The organism is Enterobacteriaceae endosymbiont of Donacia bicoloricornis (assembly GCF_012567955.1).
Classification (GTDB): Bacteria; Pseudomonadota; Gammaproteobacteria; order Enterobacterales; family Enterobacteriaceae.
The window spans coordinates 312,061-314,488 of record NZ_CP046186.1; the positions used below are offsets into that span (position 1 = coordinate 312,061).

The window sequence follows — 2,428 nt, forward strand, 5'->3', positions numbered from 1 at the left end:
CTTTATTAACTATATCATTTTCTAATTTTAGAATACCTATATTAGAAAAATATTTAATTGTATTTTTTATTGAAATATTCATTTTATTAGCTAATAATTTTATGTTTATAACAGCATCTATCATGCTGTTTACTCCTCTTATCAGAATTAATTAAGTATTATTTTTTTTATTAAACCAACAAAAATTACGTGCAGACATAATTATTTCACCTGCTTTTATTTGATCTAAATTATTTATATCAGATATATCTTCGATACTTTGTTCAGCTAATTTTTCAATTGTTAAAATTCCTTTATTTATTAAATATTCAGATAATTGTTTATTAATTCCTTTTAATTTTAATAATCTTGTTTTTAGTTGATTATTAATATTTTTTTTTTTAGTTAAAAAAAAATTAATATTAATATTTTCTACTAATTTTTTTATTTTTTTTAAATCATTAATTTTCAAATTAAAAGAATTAGTTATTTTATATAATTTTTCAATTGGTATTGATATTAATTCTTTAAAAGAAGAAATTTTTCCATCTTCAACTATTTTTTTTGATAACTCATAATTAATATTTAAATGTTTCATAAACATATTTATAATATTTTTTTTTTCTTTTTTATATTTATGAGATAAATCATGTTTAGTCATAACATTTAACTCCCAACCACTTAATTGAGAAGCTAAACGAATATTTTGTCCATTTCTTCCAATAGCTTGTGCTAAATTATTTTCTTCTACAATTATATCTATAACACGATTTTTTTTATTTAAAATTATTGATGATATTTCAGCTGGTGACATAGCATTAATAACAAATTTTTCAGGATCAGAATCCCATAATACAATATCGATACGTTCTCCATTTAATTCATTAGATATTGCTTGTACTCTGGCACCTCTTATACCAACACATGCACCTACTGGATCTATTCTTTTATCATTTGTTTTAACAGCAATTTTTGCTCTAGATCCTGGATCTCGTACTGCTGCTTTAATTTCAATTAAACCTTCTCCTATTTCAGGGACTTCAATATGAAATAATTCCACAAGCATTTGTATTCTAGATCTACTAATAAATAATTGTGTTTCTTTTAAATCTTCTTTAATATGAAATAATAATCCTCTTGTTCTATCTCCTAATCTAAAATTTTCTCTAGGTAGCATATCAGAACGTAAAATAATAGCATTTACACCATGACCTAAATCTAAATTTAGATGTCCTCTATTTACTTTTTTTACTATACCACTTAAAATTTTTCCTTCTTGTTTTTTAAATTGAGCAATAGTAATAGCTTTTTCTGCTTCTCTAACTTTATGAACAATAACTTGTTTAGCAGTTTGTGTAGTTATTCGATCAAAATCAATAGATTTAATTTGATCATAAATGTAATCTCCTAAATTAAGATTATTATCTTCAATACGTGCAGCGTCTAATGTAATTTCTTTTGTAGGAAAATTTACTTTTTTAACAATTAACCATCTTCTAAAAGTGTTAAAATTACCATTTTTACGATCAATATTTACGAATACTTCAATATCTTGCTCATATTTTTTTTTTGTTGCACTAGCTAAAGCACTCTCCATTGCTTCAAATATTTTTTCACGAGGTAAAGATTTTTCATTAGAAACTGCTTCAATAACAGCTAACATTTCTTTATTCATCCTAGTTATCCTCAAATATTTAATTCTTAAAATTAGAAAACTAGATAATATTAAAATATTATTTTAAATATTATATATTAAAATTTTTTTCTAAAAAAATATTTTAAATATAAATATAGTTATTTTAATAAAATTAATTTATTAATATTTTGATTTAACTTATAAATATATAAAAAATATCTTAAATACAAGAATCAAATTTATTTATTTTTTTATATAAAATATAATTTAGGATTAAACACAATGTGGTATTTGGTTGCGGGAGTTGGATTTGAACCAACGACCTTCGGGTTATGAGCCCGACGAGCTACCAAACTGCTCCACCCCGCGTCTACTTAATGATAATATATCATATGATAAAAAAATAAATAATGCAAGAATAATTTTCATACCGAAGACGGGATTTGAACCCGCAAACCCAAAATAGGGCACTACCACCTCAAAGTAGCGTGTTTACCAATTTCACCACCTCGGCAAATTTTTTATACTTAAGTTTTATTTTTTTAAAACATTATTTAACTTAACATTTTTTATATATTTTTTTACATTAATATTACTTAATAATAAACTAATTATAAAAAATAAAGAAGTAAGAAGAATAATACTTTTAGTTAAAATTTTATTAGACATATTTGTATTAAAAGGTGATTTTATATTATTTGATGATGCACTAATATCTATATCATCATTATCTTGAAACATAATAATACTAACTAAAAAAAATGAAACAAAAATAAACAAAATTAATAATAATTTATACATAAACAACTAAAG

General features: G+C 22.4%; 2 protein-coding genes and 2 tRNA genes. All 4 read right to left on the minus strand.

Translation table 11 applies throughout. The features are described 5' to 3' along the window. Positions 1-151: 151 nt before the first annotated feature. The gene (gene nusA / locus GJU03_RS01550) at positions 152-1,654 is read right to left on the minus strand and encodes a transcription termination factor NusA (protein ID WP_168918937.1); all 1,503 of its coding nucleotides are present in this window, start codon (positions 1,652-1,654) and stop codon (positions 152-154) included. A gap of 253 nt (positions 1,655-1,907) precedes the next feature. After that, a tRNA-Met gene (locus GJU03_RS01555) sits at positions 1,908-1,984 on the minus strand. A gap of 59 nt (positions 1,985-2,043) precedes the next feature. Then, positions 2,044-2,129, minus strand: a tRNA-Leu gene (locus GJU03_RS01560). A 20-nt stretch (positions 2,130-2,149) separates the two neighbouring features. Continuing rightward, on the minus strand, positions 2,150-2,416 hold the full coding sequence (secG, locus tag GJU03_RS01565; RefSeq protein ID WP_168918938.1) for a preprotein translocase subunit SecG: 267 nt from the start codon (positions 2,414-2,416) through the stop codon (positions 2,150-2,152). Positions 2,417-2,428: the final 12 nt, after the last annotated feature.